This is a genomic window from Nonomuraea sp. NPDC049504, assembly GCF_040676845.1.
In the GTDB taxonomy this organism is placed as follows: domain Bacteria; phylum Actinomycetota; class Actinomycetes; order Streptosporangiales; family Streptosporangiaceae; genus Nonomuraea; species Nonomuraea salmonea.
Window position 1 is genome coordinate 31,694 of sequence record NZ_JBFAPT010000026.1, and the last position, 20,070, is coordinate 51,763.

Below are 20,070 nucleotides of genomic sequence, written 5' to 3' on the forward strand. Positions count from 1 at the left end.
TCCTCTCACTTGTGCTCCTCGTCGGCGCCGAACAGCTTGGCGACGCCGACGAAACGTTCGATGACGACGACCGCGACCACGGCGAACAGCACCATGAGGGTGCCGATGGCGGTGACGGTGGGGTCGTAGTCGTACTGCATGTAGTTGAAGATCCGTACGGGCAGTGTCTGCAGGTCGGTGGTGACCACGAACAGCGCCACCGTCAGGTCGTCGAACGAGGTGATGAACGCGAAGAACGCGCCCCCGATCAGCGCGCCGCGCACGGCGGGCAGCGTGACGTGCCAGAACACCAGGAACGGCGGGGCGCCGAGCCCGGCAGCCGCCTTCTCCGCCGACCGGTCCAGGCCGGACAGCCCGGCCAGCACCAGCCGTACCGCGTACGGGACGGTCAGCACGAGGTGGGCCAGCAGCAGCGTGAACGGGCTGGAGGCCAGCCCCATCTGGGCGAACCACTGCAGCAGCCCGATGCCGAGCACGATCGTCGGCACCGCGAACGCGCTCGACAGCACGCCCTCCAGCAGGGCGCGGCCGGTGAAGCGGTAGCGGTGGATGGCCAGCCCGCCGGCCAGGCCGACGACGGCGGAGATGACCGCCGCCGCGACCGCCACGCCGGCGCTGAGCGCGAACGACGCCAGGAACTCGGGCTTGGCCAGCACTTCGGCGTACCAGCGCAGGGTGATGCCCTGCGGCGGGAACGTGACGTAGGAGGTGGTGGTCAGCGAGGAGGCCACGGTGACCGCGACGGGCGCGATGAGGAACACGCCGACCAGCGCGGCGAACGCGCCGCCGAGCACCCTCCTGAGCCGGGTCATCCGAACACCACCTCCCCGCCGCGCCCGCGCAGCAGCCGCGAGTAGCCGAGCAGCAGCCCGGTCGTGACGACGACCAGCACGAACCCGATGGCGGCCGCGTACGGCCAGTCGAGGTTGACGGTCGCCTGGGTGTAGACGAAGTACGGCATGAGCTTCACCTTCGGGCCGCCCAGGATCGCCGGGGTGACGAAGCTGGAGGCGGTCAGGCTGAACACGATCATCGCCCCTGCCAGCATGCCGGGCGCCGACAGCGGCAGCGTGATCCGCCAGAAGCAGGTCCAGCCCGACGCGCCGAGCCCGCGCGCGGCCGGCACGAGCGTCGGGTCGATCCGGTCGAGGCTGCCCATCAGCGGCAGGACCATGTACGCCAGCATCACGTGCACCATGCCGATGAGCACGGCGGTGTCGTTGTAGAGCAGCTGCGGCGGCGTGATGCCGAGCCACTTGAGCACGGACGCGACGGGGCCGTTCGGGCCGAGCACCACCAGCCAGCCGTACGCCCTGATGACCATGCTGATGAGCAGCGGCGACAGCAGGAGCAGGGCGAGCCAGTTGCGGGTCCTGGGCGAGCGGCCGCGCATGTAGAGGGCGAACGGGTAGCCGATCAGCAGGCAGCCTGCCGTGGTGAGGGCGGCGACCTTGAGGGTGTTCCAGAGCACGGCGCGGTAGAAGGGGTCGCCCAGGAAGCGGACGTAGTTGTCGAGGGTGAACGCGCCGGTCTGGGTCCTGAAGCTGTTGGCGACCAGCGTGAACAGCGGAGCCACGAACAGCAGCGCGAAGATCGCGATGGCGGGCAGCGCCAGCAGCAGCCCGGTCCGCCACAGCGGCCTCGCCGCCGCCGCCCGCACCGACCCACCGCTCCCCGAGCCGTCGCCGTGGCCGCCGGTCGAGGGGTTGCCGTTCCCGTGGCCGCCGGTCGCGGGGCCGCCGGTCGCGGAGGTGCCCGCGCCGGTCACCTGGTCGCCAGTGACGCGTCCGATGGCCGCCATGAGCAGGTCACCTCCTCCCCCTCGGCGGGCACCCGCGCGTCGAACGGCAGCGCCGCCGTCACCTCACCGGCCGCGGTGGTCACCACGCAGCGGATGCGGGAGCCGAGGAAGCGCGTCTCGCGTACACGGCCGCGCAGCCCCTCCCCCGCGCCGGCGGCCACCCGTACGACCTCGGGCCGCACGTACAGACGGACCGCCGCGCCCTTGCCTGGCGCCTCGCCCACCGGCGTGCCGCCGACGGTGCCGCCGCCCACCTCGCAGACGTGCCCGCCCGCGGCGGTGCCGTCGAGCGTGTTCACCTCGCCGATGAACTGCGCCACGAAGTCGGTCGCCGGCCGCAGGTAGATCTCCCTGGGCCGGTCGAGCTGGTGGATGACGCCGCCGGCCATGACGGCGATGCGGTCGGAGACGGCCAGCGCCTCCTCCTGGTCGTGGGTGACGAGGATGGTGGTGGTGCCGATGCGGCGCTGCAGCGCCGACACCTCGTCGCGCAGGCGTACCCGTAGCTGGGCGTCGAGGTTGGAGAACGGCTCGTCGAGCAGCAGCAGGTCGGGCTTGATGACCAGCGCCCTGGCCAGCGCGGCCCGCTGCTGCTGGCCTCCGGACAGCTGGCGGGGGTGCCGCTGCGCCATGCCGTCCAGGCCGACCAGCTCCAGCACCTCGGCGACCTGCCGGCGCCGCTCGGCCCCGCCCACCTTGCGCATCCGCAGCCCGAACGCCACGTTGTCGGCGATCGTCATGTGCGGGAACAGGGCGTAGGACTGGAAGACCATGCCCATCGAGCGGCGGTGCGGCGGCACGGCGGTGATGTCGCGGCCGTCCACCTCGATCAGGCCGCCGTCGGCCGCCAGGTGCCCGGCGATCATGTTCAGCGTCGTCGTCTTGCCGCATCCGGACGGGCCGAGCAGCGTGAGGAACTCGCCCGGCTCGGTCTCCAGGTCCACCGCCGAGACGACCTCCTTGCCGCCCAGCACCTTGCGCACACCGTCGAGCCGCAGCCGCCCGCGCCGCACGGCCGCGTCCGCCTGCGCGTCCCCGGTCACGCTCGCCACGCTCATCACCTCTCGACCTCCTCCGCCGGCGCGAACGCCCGGGTCCTGCTCGTCACTGCTCGACCTCCTTCGTCCACCGGTCGGTCCAGGCGGCTCTTCGCGCGTTGACGTCCTTCCAGTCGAGCGGCCGCATCGTGGCGGCCCGCTCCGACGTGACGACCCGTTTCGCCAGCGCCGGCTCCAGCATGGCGTCGGCCACGACGGGCCCGTCGTAGCCCTTGGCCGCCAGGTCGTGCTGGATGCCCGGCTGGAGCAGCGCGTCGACGAACTTCTGCGCGAGATCGGCGTGCGGCGCCCCCTTCACCACGTTGGCGGTGGCCAGCAGCGGGATCGCCCCCTTCTCCGGATAGACGAACGTGATCGGGAAGTCCTTGTCGGCCAGCGTCTCCACCCGCGATCCGCCCCACACCGAGGCGACCGCCTGGCCTTGGAGGAAGTAGTTGGACACGTCGGCCGTGGTGTCGAAGGTGAACGCGTTCGCGGCGACCTTCTCAACGCCCGCGAAGCCGGACTCGACCGAGCCGTCGCCCTCGCGGGCGGCCAGCATGAGCGCGCCCACCCCGTACGTGTTGCTGATCGACGGCAGCACGACCTTGCCCTTGAGCTTGGGGTGGGCCAGGTCGGACAGCCGCTTGGGCGCGGGCAGCCCGTTGTCCTCGTACCACTTGCCGTTGTACGCGAGCCCGGTCGCGGTCAGCGCGAACCCGACCCCGATGTCGCCGGGCAGCCGGGCCACCTTCTCGACCTCGCCCAGCCGGGTCACCACCTTCGGGTCGAGCGCGGCCAGCAGCTCTTCCTGCGCGGCCTGCGCCTGTGGCCCGTCGTCGATGAGCGCCACGTCGATCTGCGGTGCGTCCTTCTGCGCCTTGAGCTTGGCGACGGTGTCGGTGGAGCTGCCGGCGATGTAGGTCACCTCGCAGCCGCACGCCTTCTCGAAGTCCGGCAGCACGGCCTGCTCGAAGACCTCCTGGTACGAGCCTCCGTACCCGGCGACGACGAGCCGGTCCTGCGAGGTCGCGGGCGCGGGCGGCGCGCAGGCCGTCAGGGCGGCGAGCGCCAGAGCGGCGGCGAGCAGCCTGGTCATGAGGTCTCGATCTCCTTGTTCCAGCGGTCCGTCCAGGCCGGGCGGTTCTTGTTGATCGCCGCCCAGTCGAGCTTGCGCAGCTCGGCGGCCCTGTCCTGGCCGACGACCGCGGTGGCCAGCTCGGGGTCGAGCTCGACGCCCTTGACGACGGGCCCGTTGAAGGCGGAGGCGGCCAGCGCCTGCTGCGCCGACGGCTCCAGCAGCGTGTTGACGAACTTCTGCGCCAGCTCGGCGTGCGGGGCGCCCTTCACCACGTTCACGGTGGCGATCAGCGGCAGCGCGCCCTCCTCCGGATAGACGAACTCGACCGGGAACCCCTTCTTGGCCAGCGTCTGCACCCGCGAGTTGCCCCAGATCGAGGCGACCGCCTGGCCCTGGAGGAAGAAATTGGACACGTCGGCGGTGGTGTCGAACGTGACGGCGTTCGCCGCGATCTTCCTGACGCCGGCGAACCCGGGGTCGATCTTGTGCTCGGAGCCGCCGCCGACCTTGGCCGCGATGAGCAGCGCGCCCAGCCCGTACGTCTGCGTGATGGACGGCATCACCAGCTTGCCCCGCAGCCGCGGGTCGGCGAGGTCGGCCAGCCGCTTGGGGGCGGGCAGGCCGTTCTGGGCGTAGTAGTCGCTGTTGTAGGCGATGCCGGTGGCGTTCAGCGAGAAGCCGACGCCGACGTCGCCGGGCAGCCGGGCGAGGTCGATGACCTGCGAGAGGTTGGTGACCGTCTTGGGGTCGAGCGGGGCGAGCAGGCCGGCTTCGACGGCCTGGTTCTGCACGCCGTCGTCGATCAGCGCCACGTCGATCTGCGGCGACTCCTTCTGCGCCTTGAGCTTGGCGGTGGTGTCGGTGGAGCTGCCGGCGATGTAGGAGACCCGGCAGGAGCAGGACTTCTCGAAGGCGGGGATGACGGACTGCTTGAAGGCTTCCTCGTACGAACCGCCGTACCCGGCCACGACCAGCGTCCCGGGGGCGGCGGATGGTGTCGGTGCGCCACAGGCGGCGACGGCGAGCGCCGCGGCCGCGAGCGCGGCGGTCAGAGAGGCTTTCATGGCGACCTCCGAAGGGGGCGGTTCGGGGCTAGATGGGCGATGGCGCGGCCGGTCGTGCCGGTTTCGACCAGGTCGGCGACGATGTCGCCGAAGACGGGGGCGAGCTTGAATCCGTGCCCGCTGAAGGCGGCGGCGACCACGACGCGGCCCTGTCCGCCGAGGAGCCCGTGGCCGTCGGGGGTGAACGCGTCGGCGTAGGTGGCGACGCGTACGGGGTCGGGGCGCAGTCCCGGCAAGGTGGCGGTGACGGCTTCCGCGACCTGCCTGACGTACTCGGCGGGGACGCTGCGGGCCAGGTCGGCGGGCGAGCCGATCTCCCGCCACGGCACGTGCAGGTTGACCTTGACGCCGGCGCCGTCCACGGAGGGGAAGCAGGAGTAGGCGGGTTCGCCGACGCGGATGGCGATCGGGCATCGGCCGGGCGCGAACAGGGTCTCGTCGCGGCGCGGGAACCAGGTCGAGGTGATCGCCTTGACGGTGATGGGCAGGCCGGGCAGCAGGTGCGCGGCCCAGGGGCCCGGTGCGATGACGGCGTGGGTGAAGCGCTGCTCGCCGTCGCCGGTGACGACGGTGACGCCGGTGGCGTCCTCCCGTACCTGCTCGACGGGGGTGTAGCGGCGGATCGTGGCGCCGGCACGCTCGGCCGTCGCGGCCGCCGCCACGACGGCGGGCTCGGGACGCAGGTAGCCGGCGTCGCGGTCGGCCACCATGACCTCGCCGTCGCGCAGCGGATGCTCGGGGACGCGCTCGGCCGCGTCCTTGCCGGTCAGCACCTCGACGGGCAGGTCGTGGGCGCGGGCGGCCGCCAGCACGGCGTCCACCGCGGGGTGGTCGCGCGGGCCCACGGTCACGCCGCCGACCGGGGTCAGCAGCCGGGTGCCCGCGGCCTGCTCCAGCTCCGTCCAGAGCGCGCGGGCCTCGTGCAGCAGCGGCACGTACTGCGGGCCCTCCTTGTACGCGGTGCGGAAGATGCGCGTCTCGCCGCCCGACGCGCCCCTGTCGTGGCCGGGCGCGTAGGTGTCGAAGCCGGTCGCGGGGATGCCGCGCGCGGCCAGCCGCCACAGGGCCATCGAACCGACGGCGCCGGTGCCGACGACGGCGACAGAGGTCAAGGGTCCGCTCCTTCCAGGGCATGGCGGGGGACCGTGGCGCACGCGGGCGCGACGGGTGACGTGTTTCGTACGGAAGGCGGTCGGTCAGTGGCGGTCGGAGGAGCCGCTCAGGTCGGTCTCGACGTAGAAGCGCTCGGAGCCGGGGGTGACGATCTCTTCGAGGAGCTCGGCGATCTCCCCGCGGCGGGTCCAGGTCTCGCGGGTCCAGCGGAAGACGGGGGTGCCGGAGGCGAGCCCGAAGAGCTCCGCCTCGTCCTGGCCGACGGCGTACGGCTCGACGTAGAGCCTGGCGCGGACCAGCTCGACTCCGCGATCGCGCAGGTAGGCGTGGGTGGTCAACGGTTCTAACGGCTGGTCGAGCAGGTCGGGGGCGAGCCGGAACGGCAGCACGTGCAGCTCGGTGTTGATCACCTTGCCGGCCGCGTTCAGCTTGTGGCGCTCCATCTGGACGACCGCCTCGTCGTCGGGCACGCCCGGCAGGCGCAGCCGCGCCGCGCGGGCGGGCAGCACCTGGGCCGCGACGACCCGGTGGTCTCCGTGCATCTCCGCCCCCTGGATCAGCAGGCCGGTGAAGCGCAGCAGGTTGTGCTGCCCGATGGCCTGCGCGACGAAGCTGCCGCGGCGGCGGAAGCGCACGATCAGCCCGGCGTCCGCGAGGTCGCGCAGGGCTCGCTGCACGGTGATGCGCGAGACGCCGAACTCCTCGCAGAGCTGGACCTCGGTGGGGATCCGGGTGCCCGGGCCCCACTGTCCGCTTCTGATGCGTGCCTCAAGCGCCCTGCGGATCCGCACGTGGAGCAAGAGGTCACGTTCTGACATGCCAAAATACTGCTTGTAGCGATTAGTCATGTCAATACTCCAATAGTCATAACTTTTCGGATTGTCCGGTTTTGCGCGAGGCTCGTCCTAGGCTGATCACATGGACATCGCCGCTGCCGCGAAGCTCTGGGACGCCGCGCCCGGCTGGCTCAACACCGCCTCCTACGGCCTGCCGCCCCGCCGCGCCGTCGAGGAGTTGCAGGCCGTGCAGGCCGACTGGCGGCACGGCACCAGCGACTGGAAGCCGTGGGACGCCTCCGTCGGACGGTCCCGGGCGGCGTTCGCCGAGCTGGTCGGCGCGCGGACCGCGGACGTGACCATCGGCTCGACGGTTTCCCAGCTCATGTCGCTCGTCGCCACCGCGCTCCCGCCTGGGGCCAGGGTGGTGGTGCCGGAGATCGAGTTCACCAGCAACCTGTTCCCGTGGGCGGTGGCCGCCGACGTGGTGACGGTGCCCGCCGACCGGCTGGCCGACGCGATCACGCCGGGCACCGCGGCGGTCGCGTTCAGCCTCGTGCAGTCGCTCACCGGGTACGTGACGCCGCTCGCCGACGTCGTGGCCGCCGCCCGCGCCCATGACGCGCTGGTCATCGCGGACGGCTCGCAGGCGTGCGGCTGGCTGCCGGTGGACGTCTCGGATGTGGACGTGCTGGCGTGCGCGGCGTACAAGTGGCTGATGTCGCCGCGCGGGGCGGCGTTCGCGTACCTGTCGCCGCGGGTGCGCGAGCGGATGCGCCCGCTGGCCGCCGGCTGGTACGCGGGCGCCGACGAGGGCGGCTCCTACTACGGCCCGCCCGTGCGGCTGGCGTCCGACGCCCGCGCGTTCGACCTGTCGCCGGCCTGGTTCTGCTACGTCGGCGCGGCGCCCGCGATCGAGCTGATCAACGAGATCGGCGTCGAGCGGATCAGGGACCATGACGTGGCGCTGGCCAACCGGTTCAGGGCGGGACTCGGCCTGGAGCCGTCGGACTCGGCGATCGTCTCGGTGGACGCACCCGGCGGGCGGCTGGAGGCGGCGGGGTTGCGCGCGGCGGTGCGCGAGGGCAAGGTCCGCGCCAGCTTCCACCTCTACACCACGGAGGAGGACGTCGACCGCGCCGTCGCGGCCCTGACCACGCCTTGAAAGGCGGGGGCGGGGTTAGGATGGGGGCGCGTTCGCCGGGCGCATCCGGTCCGCGGGGCAGGGACGATCCCACCGGCAGCACGACCTCACACGACCGACGGACCTCGTCCCGTGCACGCGGACCCGGGCAGACGGAGGTTCGCCGTGTCCGAGCTACCCACGCGCCCATCCCTTGAGCACCTGCGCAAGCAGGCCAAGGCCCGCAAACGCGAGCGCGGCATCCCGCTCAGCCGCGCCCAGCACGAGCTGGCGCGCGCCTACGGCTTCCCGAGCTGGCCCCGCCTGGTCGAGCACGTCCGCGCGACCTCGCTCGACGGCATCGAACGCGCCCTCGTCCTCGCCGACCCGGCCACCCTGACCAGCCTGCTCGCCACCGGGGACGCCGCGCGGGAGCCGGTCGGCGGGCTCGACCCGCTGCTCGTGCTGCTGCGCCGCGCCACCGCGCCGGAGTCCCGCGTCCGCGAGTGCGCCCGCCTCCTGCTCGACGCGGGCGCCGACCCCGGCGCGCACACGCCGGAGAACGGCGGCGAGTGGCGGCGCACGGCGCTGTTCGACGCGGTCGAACGCCGTGACCTGCGCCTCGCCCGCCTCCTCGTCGACCACGGCGCCACGCCGGACGAGGACGCCTTCTACCACGCCTGCGAGCAGTCCGGCACCGCGTTCCTCGACCTGCTGTACCGGCCGGGCTTCGAGCGGCTGATCGTCCGCAAGCTGGACTTCGAGGACGCCGACGGGCTGCGCTGGTTCCTCGCGCACGGGGCCGACGTGAACGCCGCCCACGCGCTGCACCACGCGATCGTCCGGGGCAGGAGCACCACGATCCTGACGATCCTGCTGGACGCGGGCGCCCGGATCGACCTGCCCTGGGACCGCTGGGACGCCGGCCGCCGCCCGCTGGCGCTGGCCGCCCGCTGCGGGCACCTGGCGGCGTACGAGCTGCTGCTCTCGCGCGGCGCGACCGCCGAGCTCGACCCGGTGGACGCGGCGGTGCTGGCGGTGGCGCGCGGCGAGTCGGCCCGCCTGCCGGTCGCGCCGGTGCCGGTGCTGGGCGTGCCGCACGACGGCGACTTCGGCTGGCTGCTGGGGCAGTTCGCGCTGCTCGGCCGGACCGAGGTGGTGCGGGCGCTGCTGGACGCCGGGATGGCGGTGGACACGCGGGGCTACAGCAACTTCACGCCGCTCGACCAGGCGGCCATGCAGGGGCGGACGGCCACCGTACGGCTGCTGATCGAACGCGGGGCGGACCTTGAGGACTGCGCGTTCGACGATGAGGGGCCGACGCCGCTCGACTGCGCGCTGTGGGGACTGCGGAACAACCGGGCCGAGGACGGCGACTACCCCGGCACGGTACGAGCGCTGGTCGAGGCCGGCGCCCCCACCCGGCATCGCCCGCCGACCGGCGACACCGCCATCGACGCGCTGCTCCTCGCCCGCGAGAGCTGATCGGGCAGGGCACGGCGGCGCTCCCACACGGCCCGCCGGGGCGCACGTCCTGTCGGGGCCTTGGTGGCAGGTGTGCGCCGCCGTCGTCGACCGCCGTACGCACGCGGCCACGGCCATCTGCGGGCTTCTCGCGTTGAGACTCTCACGGCTACGCTTGACCGGCTCGACTCCCCCGAAAGCCGGCATCACGCCGCCGTTCCTCACCCCGGCCGACGACCGGGCGGCCGGCGTCTACCTGCGGGTCGGCTACCGCAAGGTGGGCGAGATGCTGCACGTCTCCGCTCAAGGCCCGGCGAGATAACCCTGCACCACGGGGCCGATGTCGCGGACCAGGTCCTCCACCTCGGCCTCGGCCATCGGCGGCAGGCACAGGACGTAACGGGTCAGGGCGAGGCCGAGCAGCTGGGTGCTGACCAGCCCGGCCCGGTAAGCCGCGTCGGGCGCGTTGGTCACCTGGGTGACGAAGCCGGCGATCTGCTCCTGGAAGACCTCGCGCATGCGCTCGGCCGCCATGGGGTTGGTGCTGGCCGAGCGCAGCAGCAGGACCAGCACGTCATCGGACAGCTCACCCTCCCAGCGGGCCAGGAAGTGCCGGACGAGCAGCTCGCCCAGCCGGTCGGCCTGCGGCTCCCCCACGGCGCCGAGCCGCAGGTCGACGTCCACGGCCGCGCTGAACAGCCCGGCCTTGCTGCCGTGGTAGCGCATGACCATCGAGGGGTCGACGCCGACCATCGAGGCGACCGCCCTGATCGTCATGGCTTCGTAGCCCCGTTCGATGAGCAGTTTCCTGGCGGCGGCGAGGATCGCGTTCCTGGTCGCCGCCGACCTCTCTGTGAACGGCATGTCAACAAGTGTAGGCCAACGCTTGTACGACTTAGACGAGCATGTGCCGCCATGCCGTGTTGGCCGCCGTGACGGCCTCCGCGATGGCCTGCGGCCGGTCCTCCGGGGTGTGGTGGCCGGCTGTCTCCGGACGCTCGACGATCTCGACGGCGGCGAGGTTCGCCGCGCACCAGGCGAGCGTCTCCCGCGTCCACATCGCCCCCGGGCCGGGACGGAAGGCGAGCACCAGCTTGGGGACGTCCGCGCTCGCCGCCGCCCACCTCCCGAACGTCTCGATCCTGGCCACCACGTCGGCGGGCTCGCCGCCGAGCGGCAGCGACCGCATCCAGCGCAGCAGCGGGCGGCGGCTCTCCCGCGTCGGGTACGGCGCCAGGTAGGCCCCAAGGTCGTCCTCCTCCAGCGGGGTGGCGACGGTGGCGGGCAGGGAGCGGCGCAGGTGGCCGGGGTCGTCGAGGATCATCTTCTCGCCGGTGCCCGGCGTCTTGATCGCCCTGAACAGGTCGCGGCCTCCTTCGGGGAACTCCTCCCAGGTCATCGGCTTGATGACGGCCTCGGTGACGACGATGCCCCTGACCCTGTCCTGGTGGCGGGCGGCCCAGTCGAAGGCCAGCGCGCCGCCCCAATCGTGGCCGACGAGCAGCACGTCGTCCAGGTCCAGCGCGTCGAACCAGGCGTCCAGGTACGCGGCGTGGTCGGCGAACGTGTAGTCGATGTCCGGCTTGCCGGACTCGCCCATGCCGATGAGGTCGGGCGCCAGGCGGCGGCCCTCTGCGACGGCGGGCATGACATTGCGCCAGAGGTGGGAGGAGGTCGGGTTGCCGTGCAGGAACACGATCGGCTGCCCCGCGCCGGTCTCCCGGTGGTGGATGGTGGAGTCGAGGATGCGGGTCACGGGCATGATGCGGCCCTTTCTGTGGCGATGTCGGTGGTGGTCAGGGGCGGAAGGCGGCGGCGTGGCGGGCCGCCCAGTCGGCGAACGTGCGCGGTGCGCGGCCCAGGACGGCGGCCACGTCGGGGCTGACCCGCTGCTCGGCGGACGTGGGCGTGCCGAGGACGGACAGAGTGGCCTCGACGGCCTCCAGGGGCATGAACCGCGTCATCTCGGCGTGGGCCTCGTCCCTGGTCTGCTCGATGAAGCGCACCTCGGTGCCGAGCGCCCGCCCGAGTGCCGCGGCCCGCTCGCGCGGGGTGATCGGCTCGGGTCCGGTGAGCACGTACGTCCGGCCCGCGTGCCCGTCCTGCCGCAGCACCGTGGCCGCGACCTCGGCGATGTCGGCCGGGTCGATGAACGGCAGCGCGGTGTCGGCGAACGGCGCGGCGGCCGTCCGGCCCGCGCGCACGGATCCGGCCCAGGCCAGCGTGTTGGTGAAGAAGCCGCCGGGGCGCAGGATCGTCCACTGCAGGCCGGATGCGCGGACGGCGGCCTCGAAGGCGGCCGGGTGCGCGTACAGGCCGGGTCTGGTTCCCGCGCCCTGCGAGGAGAGCAGGACGACGCGCCGGATGCCCGCGCTCTGAGCCGTCTTCAGGACGGCCTCCGGCTCCTGCCCGGCGACCAGCAGGAACAACGTGCTCGCCCCGGCGAAGGCGGCCTCGAGGCTGGCCGGATCGCCGAGGTCGGCCGCGACGTGCCGGACGCCCGCCGGCTGCGGCGCGGGGTTCCGTGAGACGGCGGTGACCTGCTCTCCCGCGGCGGCGAGCAGGCGGACGACCTCGGCGCCGACGTTCCCTGTGGCACCCGTGACGACGTACATGAAGACCTCAGTTCTTAGTTAGTTGACTGACTTAGAACGGAGACCATAGCGGGCGGGGAGCTGGGCTGTCTATAGTTAGTCAGGTGACTGACTCAAAGCGGCCGGGAAAGCGGGAGCGGCTGGCGGGCGCCGCCGTACAGGTGCTGCACGAGCGCGGGGTCGAGAAGACGACCCTGGCCGACATCGCGCGGGCCGCCGACGTCCCCGTGGGCAACGTCTACTACTACTTCAAGACGAAGGACCAGCTCATCCAGGCCGCCATCGGCGAGCACGGCCGCGAGCTCGACACCCTGATCGCCGGCCTCGAACAACTCCCCACCCCGCAGGAACGCCTCAAGGCGCTGCTGCGCGGCTGGATGAGCCGACCCGACGTCACCGCCCGCTACGGCTGCCCCACCGGCACCCTCGCCTCCGAGCTGGACAAGCGCGACGACGGCCTGGACAAGGCGATCGCCGGGGTGATGCGGCGGCTGCTCGACTGGGTGGAGACGCAGTTCGCGGCCATGGGGCGGGCGGACGCGCGAGAGCTGGCCGTCGGGCTGTTCGCCTCCTACCAGGGCGTCGCCCTGCTCACCAACACCTTCCGCGATCCCGAGCTGATGACCGTGGAGGGACACCGCCTGGAGCGCTGGATCGACTCACTCGCCGTTTGAGCGACGCCGTCTGGAGCGCTGGATCGACTCGCTCGCCGTTTGACCCGCGGGCCGGAGGGCGGTAACGTCCCCCTCCCCTAGCGACGCCTTTCCGGGGCCCGCGGGTGGTGGGGGCCGTATCCATCGGCTCTCCGGAGGCCCGCATGTCCACCGCCTCGCGCGACTTCCGCCTGCTGCTGCTCGGGCAGACCACCAGCCAGCTCGGCGCCCAGGTCAGCGCCGTCGCGATCCCGCTGCTCACCGGCGTCGCCCGGGTGTTCTTCGACGTCGGCTACCAGAGCTACCTGCCGTCCGTCGCCGGTCCTGACCTGCTCAAGGGCAACGCCGCCATGGAGACCATCCGGGCGGGCGGCCAGCTCGCCGGGCCCGGCCTCGGCGGCTGGGCGACCACGCTCGTCGGCGCCGCGAACGTGGTGCTGGTGCAGGCCGCCGCGTTCGCCGTGTCGGCCGGGTCGCTGCTGGCGATCGCCGCCCGCGAGCCCGCCGTCCCGCCCGCGGCCGCCGGGAGCGGGTTGGCGAGGCAGATCCGGGAGGGGCTGGCGTTCGTGGCGCGGGCCCGCGTGCTGCGCGCGCTGCTCGTGACGAGCGCGGCCGGCAACCTCTCCTTCGGCGTCGCCTCGGCGGCCGGGTTCGTCTTCATGGTCCGTACGCTCGGCCTCCCGCCCGCCGCGATCGGCGCGGTGCTCGCGCTCGGCTCGATCACCGTGATGCTGGGCGCCGCCATCCCCCCGTTCTTGGCCCGTCGGTACGGTTCGGCGCGGATCGTCTGGCTCTGCCTGGCGGTGACCGGGCCCGCCGGGCTGCTCACGCCGCTCGCCACCTCCGGCTGGGGCGTCGCCCTGCTCGTGCTCGGCACCGCCGCGGGCGAGCTGGGACAGATCGTGTACGCCATCACGAGCGTCACCCTGCGCCAGCGACTCTGCCCCGACCGGCTGCTCGGCCGGGTGAACGCCACCATGCGCTGCTTCGTGACCGGCATCTTCCCCGCGGGCGCCCTGCTGGGCGGCGTACTGGCGGAGGCCGCAGGGGTACGAGCGGCGCTCTGGACCGCCGCCGTGATCATCCTCCTGTCGCCCCTGCCGACGTGGCGCGCCCTACACGGCCTCCGGGACATTGAGCAGACCCAGCTCTGACCGAAGCCGGCCGGCTCAGCGCCCACCGTGACGGGAACTGTCATGGCGTTCGCCGAGCGATGAACTGGGGTGCGTGGTGGCTCAGGAGCCGCTGGCGAGCCAGTTGGCGTGAGCGCCGTGAGCCCCGGCGGCAAGCCAGGCCGCTGCGGCGGCCGTGTCACCGGCGATGGCGACCGAGGTGGCCCACCGCTCCTCACACAACCGCCGGACGCGCTCGCGCAGCGGTCCCTGCGCCGTCAGAACGCCACCGGCCAGCACGATCGGCGACGTCTCCTCAGGCGCCCGAACCCTGGCCAGCGTGGCCAGCAGCCGATCGGCGGCCGACTCGAGGATCGCGGCAGCCGCCGGGTCACCCGCCTCAGCGGCCTGCCCGACGAGCGGTGCCAGCGGCGCGAGCGTCGTCACGGGCGCCGCCTGCGCCCGTATGATCATCAGATCAGCGGTACGCGAGCTCAACTCCACCCCAGGCCCAAGCACCGCCTCAGCAACCAACCGCGCCAGCTCACCCTCCGCCCCGGCAACGCCCGAGCCGCGAACGCGGCCCCCCACCTTCACCGGTGAGCAGCCGGAGCGGGCCGTAGCGTCCCGAGCACTCCCAGCCGACCCCGGGCGACCCCCGTCCTCCCCCACGCTCCCCACCGAACCTGAGCGGGCCCCGGCCTTGCCCAGACCTCCCACAGAGCCCGAGTGACCCCCGGCGTCGAGGCCGCCCGCGCTCCCCACCGCAGGTTGGGCCGCATCGTCCACGGGTGCATGGACGGCGTCAGGTTGTCCTGCCGGGGAGCAGTCTCCGATTTCGTTGGCTCCCGACCGGGCCGAGTTGTTACCCGACATGTCGGGCATGGGATGGGTTGGTGGGGTGGTGAGGTGGCGGATGGCGTGGCGGGCGGCGGCGCGGCCGAGCCAGAAGCCGGAGCCTTCGTCGCCCAGCAGCCAGCCCTGGCCGTCGGCGACCTCCGTGACCCGTCTGTCCGCTACGCGCAGGGCTACGGCTCCTGTCCCCGACAAGAGGACGTGGCCCGAGGGGTCAGGGGTGCCGGCTACGAAAGCGAGCAGAGGGTCTTCGACGCCGCGCACCGGGAAGTGCAGGCCGCAGTCGGCCCAGGCGCGGGTGAAGGCGGCGTGCACGGCGGGGTCCTCCAACGCGCCGAGGCCGGCGAGGCCGATCACCCCGTTCACCACCCGGCCGGGATCGGTCGCGCCGAGCGCTTGCTTGACGGCGGTGGTGATCTCGGCGAGTGCGGCATCTACGCCGTGTGCGGCGGGGTTCCCGCCACCGGCCAGGCCGTAGCCGGCGCGTTCGCCGGTGGACGTGGTGAGCAGGGCACGCGTGGAGGTGCCGCCGGCGTCGATGCCGAGGAAGAGGTCCATGGTCGCTCTCTTGTCGCGCTGAGGCTGGGGGTTGGCGCGCACTGTACTCGACCCGACCCCACCACCCCCAGCCTCAGCCTCAGCCGAGCCGACCGGCCCATCTCGCCAACCCCACCCAATAACCGACCCACCCCGCCGACCCAGTCCCCTGCGTCCCGGTCCCCGCCGACCCCGACGTGCTGATCCGACCGGCCGGCGTCGTCCCGCTGGCCCCGCCGGGGCCGCTGGGGCGGCTGGGTGCGCACGGTGGGCTGGGCCGTCCTCTCGCCTGGCGGAGCGTGGGATACTGCGGAAATGGCGCGGGTCGTGTTCATCGGGGTCGGTGACGTGGAGTTGACGCGCCGCGTGGTGTCCGCGCTGGTGCTGGGGGCCGGGCTGCGGGGCGAGCTGGAGATCGTGCTCCATGATGACGATCCCGGGAAGCTGGTGACGACCGAGCGGCTGGTGCGGGCGATCGACGCGGAGGCGGGGTCCGAGGCGAAGATCCGCAGCGTGTTCGATCGGCGGCAGGCGCTCAGAGGTGCCGATTTCGTGGTGAGTCATCTCGACATCGGCGGGTTCGAGGCGACGTTGCGGGACTTCGAGATCCCGCACCGGTACGGACTTCGGCAGACCATCGGCGACACCATCGGCATCGGGGGGATCTTCCGCGGGCTGCGGACCATCCCCGTGCTGGTCGAGCTGGCGCGGCAGATGGCCGACGAGTGCCCGGACGCCTGGCTGCTGAGCTGCAGCGACCCGATGGCGATGACCGGGTGGGCGGTGCACGAGGCGACCGGGTACGAGCGGTTCGCCGGGTTGTGTCACGCGGTGTGCGACACGCACGCGTACCTGGCCGACCTTGTGGGGCGCGATGAGGATGAGGTGAGCTTTCTCAGCGCCGGGCTCAATCACCAGTCGTTCGTGCTGCGGTTCGAGGCGGGCGGGCGGTCGCTCTATCCCGAGCTGGACGCGGTGCTGGAGGCCGACCCGCAGCTACGGCGGCACGTACGCGCCGAGCTCTACCGTACGTTCGGCTACTTCCCGACGCAGTCGAGCGAGCACGCCGCCGAGTACGTCCCCTGGATCATGCGCCACCCCGACGAGACCGCCCGGCTGGGCGTGCCGGTCGAGGAATACCTGCGGCGCGTCGGCAAGAGCCTGCACCTGTACGAGGAGACGCGGCGCGCCCTGTCGGCGGGCCACCCGCTGCTGATCCGGTGGCAGCACCAGGAGCCGGCGGCGGCGATGATCCTGGCGATGCTGACCGGCGAGGAGAAGGAGATCTACGTCAACGTGGCCAACCGGGGCCTGATCGGCAACCTGCCTGAGGGGTGTTGTGTGGAGGTGCCGGCGGTGGTCGGTGCGGCGGGTGCGCGGCCGCGGGCCGTCGGCGACCTGCCGGTGCAGCTCGCCGCGCTCAACAGGACGTTCCTGAACGTGGTGGAGCTGACCGTACGGGCGGCGCTCGACGGTGATCGTTCGCACGTCTATCATGCGGCGATGCTCGACCCCAACACCGCCGCCACGTTGGCGCTGCCCGCGATCAAGGCGCTGTGCGACGAGCTCATCGAGGCGCACGGCGACCTGCTGCCCCCGGCGGTCCGTGCCTGATGGAGTCGATGCCGACGGAGGTGCGCCGCGAGCGCATGCTGGCGCTGCTCACCGAGCAGGAGTTCGCGCGGGTGGCGGAGCTGGCCGAGGCGTTCGGGGTGTCGAGCGTGACCGTGCGCGCCGACCTCGACGCGCTGGAGGAGCAGGGCAAGGTACGCCGGGTGCGCGGCGGGGCGATGGCGGCCGGTCCCGCCCCGCATGTGGAGCCGTCGTTCGAGCTGTCGCTGGGCACGGCGGCGGTGGAGAAGTCGCTGATCGCGAAGGTGGCGGCGCGGCTGGTGACGTCCGGCGAGTCGGTGCTGATGGGGGCGGGCACGACCACGTCCTACGTGGCGCGCGAGCTGGTGGCGCGCTCGGAGCTGACCGAGGTGACGGTGTTCACCAACGGGTTGCGTACGGCGCTGGAGCTGGAGCCCGCGTTGCCCCGCATCTCGGTCGTGGTGACCGGCGGGAGCCTGCGCCGCCAGCAGCATTCGCTGGTCGATCCGCTGGGCGGCAAGCTGCTTGAGGGGATCAGGGCGCACACGGTGATCCTGGGCTGCGGCGGGGTCGATCCGGTGGCCGGGGTGACGAACGTGAGCCTGCCCGACGCCGAGATGAAGCAGCGGATGTTGCGGGCGGCGGCCAGGAAGATCCTGGTGGCGGACGCGTCGAAGCTGGGTGTGGTGGAGATGGCGCCCATCTGCGCGATCGGGGAGATCGATCTGCTGATCACCGGGGAGTCGGCCGATCCCGAGTGCGTGGCGGCGCTGCGCGACAAGGGGCTGGAGGTCGAAGTCGCCCGCTGAGCGGATCCATCGGGCCCCTCGCCGACCGTCCCCGGTGCCCGGGCCCCGCTGGTCGCGGCGGGGCCCGGGCGGCGGGCGAGGCCCGGAAGCCGGCGCGCATCAGGCGCCGAGCAGGCGGCGGGTCAGGCGCCAGGCGGGCGGCGGGAATCGCCTCACCGCCAGGAGGCGGTCAGGCGCGGAGTGCCTCTGGCAGGAGGTCGCCGTGGGCGCGGGTGAGGTCGTCGGCCATCGACCAGATCTCGTCGAGGGTGAGTGAGGCGGCCGTGTTCGGGTCCACCATCAGGGCGTGCCTGACCAGGCGGGGGTCGCCCTCCTGCGCCGCCCGTACCGTCAGCTCGTTGACGCTCACGTAAGCCCTGTTCAGGGCCGCGCACTGCGGGGGCAGCGCGCCCACGGCGGTGGGGCGGACGCCGGTGGCGTCCACCGCGCAGGGCACCTCGACGACGCAGCCGGGCGGCAGGTTCGAGATGAGGCCGTCGTTGACGACGTTGCCGTAGACGACGCGCGGCGTGCCGGTGACGACGCTGTGGATGATTTGCGGCGCGTACTCGTCGGTGCCGGCGATGTCGAGCTCGCCCCCGCCGCGTACGAGGTCGCGGGTGCGCTTGTACTCGGCCACGTTCTCCTCGCTGACCCGCAGGTACTCGCCGACGGGGATGCGCAGCCGGTCGAGCTCGCCGTCGTGGTGCATGAGCCACGGCACGTACTCGGCGGAGTGCTCGCTGGTCTCGGTCGGGTAGTAGCCGAGCCGCCGGTACATGTCGATCCTGACCCGCCGCCGCAGCTCGGGGTCGTCGGCGTCGAGCCGGGGGTAGAGGTTCTCGCCGTCGCGCTCGAAGCGCAGCACCCACGCCTGGTGGTTGACGCCGGCCGCGACGTACGAGACCTCGTCGTACGGCACCGACACCAGGTCGGCCAGCCCTCGCATGGTCCAGTAGACGGAGTGGCAGAGGCCGACGACGTTCTTGACCTTGCCCGACAGGTACCAGACGTTCATGGCCATCGGGTTGGTGTAGTTGAGCAGCAGCGCGTCGGGGCAGACGGCACGGATGTCGGCGGCGAGGGCGTCGAGCAGGGGGAAGGTGCGCAGGGCGCGGAAGACGCCGCCGGCGCCGATGGTGTCGGCGATGGTCTGGCGCAGCCCGTACCTGGCGGGGATCTCGAAGTCGGTCACCGTGGCGTCGTAACCGCCGACCTGCACCATGTTGATGACGAAGTCGGCGCCGTCGAGCGCCGCGCGGCGGTCGAGGTGGGCGGTGACGACGGCGGCGTCGCCGGTGATGCGGCGGGCGACGGCCTCGGCGACCTCCAGGCGCTCGGGGTCGATGTCGTGCAGGGCGATGCGCATGCCGCGCAGTTCGGGGAAGGCGACCAGGTCGGCGAGCAGCCCCTGGGTGAAGACGACGCTTCCCGCCCCGACGAACACGATCTTCTTCATGTGGTTGCTTCCTCCCAGGTGGGCTGGGCCGCGGTGCCCCCGGCGGCGCGGGTGGAGAGGGTGCCGCAGGTCACGGCCACGGTCATGGCCTGTTTGAGCGGCAGGCCGCGCAGGAGCGCGGCGAGCAGGCCGGCGTTGAAGCTGTCGCCCGCGCCGACGGCGTCCACGACGGTGGCGGGGGTGGCGGGCACCTCGGCGGGCTCTCCGTCGGCGAAGGCGAGCGCGCCGAGCGCGCCGCGCTTGACGACGGGCAGCGTGCCGAGGGAGGCCAGCTCCCGTACGGCCCAATCCAGCTCAGCGCCCCCGGCAGCGCCCTCGGCAGCGCTCTCGACTGCGCCCCCGGCTGCGCCCCCGACAGCGCCCGCGACAGGGCCCGCGACGGCGGTGGCGATGGCGAGGGCTTCGGCTTCGTTCGGGAGCAGGACGTCGGTGACGGGCAGGACCTCGGCGAGGCCCGCCCACCGTCCCGCCGGGTCGTCGTTGGTGTCGAGCGAGGTGGACGCCCCGGCCGCCCTGGCCAGCCCGAACAGCCCGGCGAGCCCGGCGGCGAGCCGCGGCTGGAGGAAGTACGACGACACGTGGACGTGCGCGGCCCGCTCCAGCAGCCCGCGCGGCACGTCGCCGGCGCCGAGCCGGTCGAGGCAGCCGGAGGCGGTGAGGATGGCCCGGTCGTCGCCGTCCACGAGCACCACGGTCATGGCGGTGGGCACGTCGGGGTCGACGACGCAGGCGGAGACGTCGACGCCGCCGGAGCGCAGGGCGTCCAGGACGAAGGCTCCGGCGGGGTCGTCCCCCACCCGGCCGACGAACGCGGTGCGCAGGCCGAGCCGGGCGGCGCCGTACGCGGTGATCGCACCGGAGCCGCCGAGCACCAGGCCGGCGGCGGGGACGAGTTGTTCCCGCTGGCCGAACTCGGGATGGCGAGGCGCGCCGGAGACGATCACGTCCGGGTTGGCGTCGCCGACGACAAGCAGGTCGAAGGTCGTTCTGGACACCACGGCACCGTTTCAGGTGTTGTGA

Annotated in this window: 20 protein-coding genes; 7 read left to right on the forward strand and 13 right to left on the reverse strand. The window is 72.8% G+C overall.

All coding sequences use genetic code 11. From position 1 onward, the window contains the following. Positions 1–5: 5 nt before the first annotated feature. The 7 genes from AB0K28_RS38760 to AB0K28_RS38790 all read right to left on the reverse strand — a co-directional run bounded on the left by AB0K28_RS38760 (position 6) and on the right by AB0K28_RS38790 (position 6,914). Complete coding sequence (locus AB0K28_RS38760; protein ID WP_364380041.1) at positions 6–812, reverse strand: ABC transporter permease; 807 nt, start codon at positions 810–812, stop codon at positions 6–8. Further along, complete coding sequence (locus AB0K28_RS38765) at positions 809–1,801, reverse strand: ABC transporter permease (RefSeq protein WP_345404429.1); 993 nt, start codon at positions 1,799–1,801, stop codon at positions 809–811. The genes AB0K28_RS38760 and AB0K28_RS38765 overlap by 4 nt, the downstream gene beginning before the upstream one ends. Next, positions 1,765–2,859, reverse strand: coding sequence for an ABC transporter ATP-binding protein (locus tag AB0K28_RS38770; protein ID WP_364380044.1), 1,095 nt, complete (start codon positions 2,857–2,859; stop codon positions 1,765–1,767). Before AB0K28_RS38770 ends, AB0K28_RS38765 begins: the two co-directional genes overlap by 37 nt. 46 nt (positions 2,860–2,905) lie before the next feature. Continuing rightward, positions 2,906–3,937: an ABC transporter substrate-binding protein gene (locus AB0K28_RS38775; RefSeq protein ID WP_364380047.1), complete on the reverse strand. Its 1,032-nt coding sequence runs from the start codon at positions 3,935–3,937 to the stop codon at positions 2,906–2,908. After that, positions 3,934–4,983, reverse strand: coding sequence for an ABC transporter substrate-binding protein (locus tag AB0K28_RS38780; RefSeq protein WP_364380050.1), 1,050 nt, complete (start codon positions 4,981–4,983; stop codon positions 3,934–3,936). Before AB0K28_RS38780 ends, AB0K28_RS38775 begins: the two co-directional genes overlap by 4 nt. Beyond that, positions 4,980–6,095, reverse strand: coding sequence for an N-methyl-L-tryptophan oxidase (solA, locus tag AB0K28_RS38785; protein WP_364380053.1), 1,116 nt, complete (start codon positions 6,093–6,095; stop codon positions 4,980–4,982). Before solA ends, AB0K28_RS38780 begins: the two co-directional genes overlap by 4 nt. Positions 6,096–6,179: 84 nt before the next feature. Beyond that, positions 6,180–6,914: a GntR family transcriptional regulator gene (locus tag AB0K28_RS38790; RefSeq protein WP_364380056.1), complete on the reverse strand. Its 735-nt coding sequence runs from the start codon at positions 6,912–6,914 to the stop codon at positions 6,180–6,182. A gap of 100 nt (positions 6,915–7,014) precedes the next feature. Here AB0K28_RS38790 and AB0K28_RS38795 point away from each other — a divergent pair, with 100 nt between their 5' ends. The 3 genes from AB0K28_RS38795 to AB0K28_RS38805 all read left to right on the forward strand — a co-directional run bounded on the left by AB0K28_RS38795 (position 7,015) and on the right by AB0K28_RS38805 (position 9,781). Continuing rightward, positions 7,015–8,037 (forward strand): aminotransferase class V-fold PLP-dependent enzyme, encoded by a 1,023-nt coding sequence (locus AB0K28_RS38795; RefSeq protein WP_364380059.1) that lies wholly within the window; start codon positions 7,015–7,017, stop codon positions 8,035–8,037. Positions 8,038–8,181: 144 nt separating this feature from the next. After that, the gene (locus tag AB0K28_RS38800) at positions 8,182–9,480 is read left to right on the forward strand and encodes an ankyrin repeat domain-containing protein (RefSeq protein ID WP_364380062.1); all 1,299 of its coding nucleotides are present in this window, start codon (positions 8,182–8,184) and stop codon (positions 9,478–9,480) included. Positions 9,481–9,634: 154 nt separating this feature from the next. Then, positions 9,635–9,781 carry a hypothetical protein gene (locus tag AB0K28_RS38805; RefSeq protein ID WP_345404408.1) on the forward strand — a complete coding sequence of 49 codons (147 nt, stop codon included), beginning with the start codon at positions 9,635–9,637 and terminating at the stop codon, positions 9,779–9,781. On the opposite strand, the gene AB0K28_RS38810 is transcribed toward AB0K28_RS38805, so the two are convergent. From AB0K28_RS38810 to AB0K28_RS38820, 3 genes are read right to left on the reverse strand one after another with little or no spacing between them, the layout of a single operon-like run. After that, on the reverse strand, positions 9,763–10,323 hold the full coding sequence (locus AB0K28_RS38810) for a TetR family transcriptional regulator (RefSeq protein WP_364380065.1): 561 nt from the start codon (positions 10,321–10,323) through the stop codon (positions 9,763–9,765). The two genes, AB0K28_RS38805 and AB0K28_RS38810, sit on opposite strands and share 19 nt — an antisense overlap. 31 nt (positions 10,324–10,354) lie before the next feature. After that, on the reverse strand, positions 10,355–11,221 hold the full coding sequence (locus tag AB0K28_RS38815; RefSeq protein ID WP_364380068.1) for a haloalkane dehalogenase: 867 nt from the start codon (positions 11,219–11,221) through the stop codon (positions 10,355–10,357). 34 nt (positions 11,222–11,255) lie between these two features. Continuing rightward, positions 11,256–12,074: an NAD(P)H-binding protein gene (locus AB0K28_RS38820; protein WP_364380071.1), complete on the reverse strand. Its 819-nt coding sequence runs from the start codon at positions 12,072–12,074 to the stop codon at positions 11,256–11,258. Positions 12,075–12,157: 83 nt separating this feature from the next. On the opposite strand from AB0K28_RS38820, the gene AB0K28_RS38825 reads away from it, so the two are divergent. Beyond that, entirely contained in the window at positions 12,158–12,727 is a 570-nt protein-coding gene (locus AB0K28_RS38825; protein ID WP_345404399.1) for a TetR/AcrR family transcriptional regulator, read from the forward strand. 143 nt (positions 12,728–12,870) lie between these two features. Further along, positions 12,871–13,860, forward strand: coding sequence for an MFS transporter (locus tag AB0K28_RS38830; RefSeq protein WP_364380074.1), 990 nt, complete (start codon positions 12,871–12,873; stop codon positions 13,858–13,860). Between the two features lie 81 nt (positions 13,861–13,941). Here the strand turns inward: AB0K28_RS38830 and AB0K28_RS38835 are convergent, their stop codons facing one another. Next, positions 13,942–15,231, reverse strand: coding sequence for a BadF/BadG/BcrA/BcrD ATPase family protein (locus tag AB0K28_RS38835; protein ID WP_364380077.1), 1,290 nt, complete (start codon positions 15,229–15,231; stop codon positions 13,942–13,944). Between the two features lie 294 nt (positions 15,232–15,525). Here AB0K28_RS38835 and AB0K28_RS38840 point away from each other — a divergent pair, with 294 nt between their 5' ends. Next, entirely contained in the window at positions 15,526–16,824 is a 1,299-nt protein-coding gene (locus AB0K28_RS38840; protein ID WP_364380080.1) for an alpha-glucosidase/alpha-galactosidase, read from the forward strand. Between the two features lie 8 nt (positions 16,825–16,832). Continuing rightward, positions 16,833–17,612: a DeoR/GlpR family DNA-binding transcription regulator gene (locus AB0K28_RS38845; protein ID WP_364380083.1), complete on the forward strand. Its 780-nt coding sequence runs from the start codon at positions 16,833–16,835 to the stop codon at positions 17,610–17,612. 169 nt (positions 17,613–17,781) lie between these two features. Here AB0K28_RS38845 and AB0K28_RS38850 read toward each other — a convergent pair whose 3' ends face one another. Continuing rightward, on the reverse strand, positions 17,782–19,050 hold the full coding sequence (locus tag AB0K28_RS38850) for an alpha-glucosidase/alpha-galactosidase (RefSeq protein WP_345404381.1): 1,269 nt from the start codon (positions 19,048–19,050) through the stop codon (positions 17,782–17,784). Continuing rightward, the gene (locus tag AB0K28_RS38855; protein ID WP_364380086.1) at positions 19,047–20,045 is read right to left on the reverse strand and encodes a carbohydrate kinase family protein; all 999 of its coding nucleotides are present in this window, start codon (positions 20,043–20,045) and stop codon (positions 19,047–19,049) included. The genes AB0K28_RS38850 and AB0K28_RS38855 overlap by 4 nt, the downstream gene beginning before the upstream one ends. Positions 20,046–20,070 lie beyond the last annotated feature (25 nt).

What these genes read in the sequence shown, in the direction of transcription:
- AB0K28_RS38780 (WP_364380050.1), bottom strand. Translation starts at nt 4,983, where the DNA reads ATGAAAGCCTCTCTGACCGCCGCGCTCGCGGCCGCGGCGCTCGCCGTC.
- AB0K28_RS38850 (WP_345404381.1), bottom strand. Translation starts at nt 19,050, where the DNA reads ATGAAGAAGATCGTGTTCGTCGGGGCGGGAAGCGTCGTCTTCACCCAG.
- AB0K28_RS38790 (WP_364380056.1), bottom strand. Translation starts at nt 6,914, where the DNA reads ATGTCAGAACGTGACCTCTTGCTCCACGTGCGGATCCGCAGGGCGCTT.
- AB0K28_RS38760 (WP_364380041.1), bottom strand. Translation starts at nt 812, where the DNA reads ATGACCCGGCTCAGGAGGGTGCTCGGCGGCGCGTTCGCCGCGCTGGTC.
- AB0K28_RS38795 (WP_364380059.1), top strand. Translation starts at nt 7,015, where the DNA reads ATGGACATCGCCGCTGCCGCGAAGCTCTGGGACGCCGCGCCCGGCTGG.
- AB0K28_RS38820 (WP_364380071.1), bottom strand. Translation starts at nt 12,074, where the DNA reads ATGTACGTCGTCACGGGTGCCACAGGGAACGTCGGCGCCGAGGTCGTC.
- AB0K28_RS38840 (WP_364380080.1), top strand. Translation starts at nt 15,526, where the DNA reads ATGGCGCGGGTCGTGTTCATCGGGGTCGGTGACGTGGAGTTGACGCGC.
- AB0K28_RS38835 (WP_364380077.1), bottom strand. Translation starts at nt 15,231, where the DNA reads ATGGACCTCTTCCTCGGCATCGACGCCGGCGGCACCTCCACGCGTGCC.
- AB0K28_RS38775 (WP_364380047.1), bottom strand. Translation starts at nt 3,937, where the DNA reads ATGACCAGGCTGCTCGCCGCCGCTCTGGCGCTCGCCGCCCTGACGGCC.
- AB0K28_RS38830 (WP_364380074.1), top strand. Translation starts at nt 12,871, where the DNA reads ATGTCCACCGCCTCGCGCGACTTCCGCCTGCTGCTGCTCGGGCAGACC.
- AB0K28_RS38765 (WP_345404429.1), bottom strand. Translation starts at nt 1,801, where the DNA reads ATGGCGGCCATCGGACGCGTCACTGGCGACCAGGTGACCGGCGCGGGC.
- AB0K28_RS38815 (WP_364380068.1), bottom strand. Translation starts at nt 11,221, where the DNA reads ATGCCCGTGACCCGCATCCTCGACTCCACCATCCACCACCGGGAGACC.
- AB0K28_RS38845 (WP_364380083.1), top strand. Translation starts at nt 16,833, where the DNA reads ATGCCGACGGAGGTGCGCCGCGAGCGCATGCTGGCGCTGCTCACCGAG.
- AB0K28_RS38770 (WP_364380044.1), bottom strand. Translation starts at nt 2,859, where the DNA reads ATGAGCGTGGCGAGCGTGACCGGGGACGCGCAGGCGGACGCGGCCGTG.
- AB0K28_RS38810 (WP_364380065.1), bottom strand. Translation starts at nt 10,323, where the DNA reads ATGCCGTTCACAGAGAGGTCGGCGGCGACCAGGAACGCGATCCTCGCC.